The organism is Agrobacterium sp. MCAB5, assembly GCF_052114365.1.
In the GTDB taxonomy this organism is placed as follows: domain Bacteria; phylum Pseudomonadota; class Alphaproteobacteria; order Rhizobiales; family Rhizobiaceae; genus Agrobacterium; species Agrobacterium tumefaciens.
This window is the reverse complement of record NZ_JBFREP010000365.1, coordinates 1-367: the sequence shown is the minus strand read 5'-3', so window position 1 is coordinate 367 and position 367 is coordinate 1. Positions and strand designations below refer to the sequence as shown.

The following is a 367-nucleotide window of genomic DNA, read 5'->3' as shown; positions in this document are numbered from 1 at the left end:
GAATACGACGGCGACGATGAGGACGGCGCCTTGGAATATCCCTGTGTAGAAGGAAGAAACGCCGCTAGAGAACAGCACCTTCTGAAGAAGGATAAGAGTGGCAGCGCCCATCACCGATGCAAACAACCCTCCGCGGCCACCTGAAAGTGACGTCCCGCCAAGCGCTACAGCAGCAAACGACAGCATCAACAACGGATCGCCGGCCGTAGGGCTCCCTGTGGCGGTCTGCGCGCTCAGCATGTATCCTGCAAGACCGAACAAGGCACCCGCGTTTACGAACGCCAGAAACCGAACACGTTTGACGTCAATCCCAGAAAGTTCCGCGGCAGTTTCGTCCGCACCGATCGCGTAGACTGCAACGCCGAAG

The 367-nt window shown here is 58.3% G+C and carries 1 protein-coding gene; it reads right to left on the bottom strand.

Features of this window, described 5'->3' with window-relative positions; genetic code table 11:
* A partial coding sequence (locus AB4Z23_RS29055; RefSeq protein ID WP_441361382.1) for an ABC transporter permease occupies window positions 1–367 on the bottom strand: 367 nt, incomplete at both ends.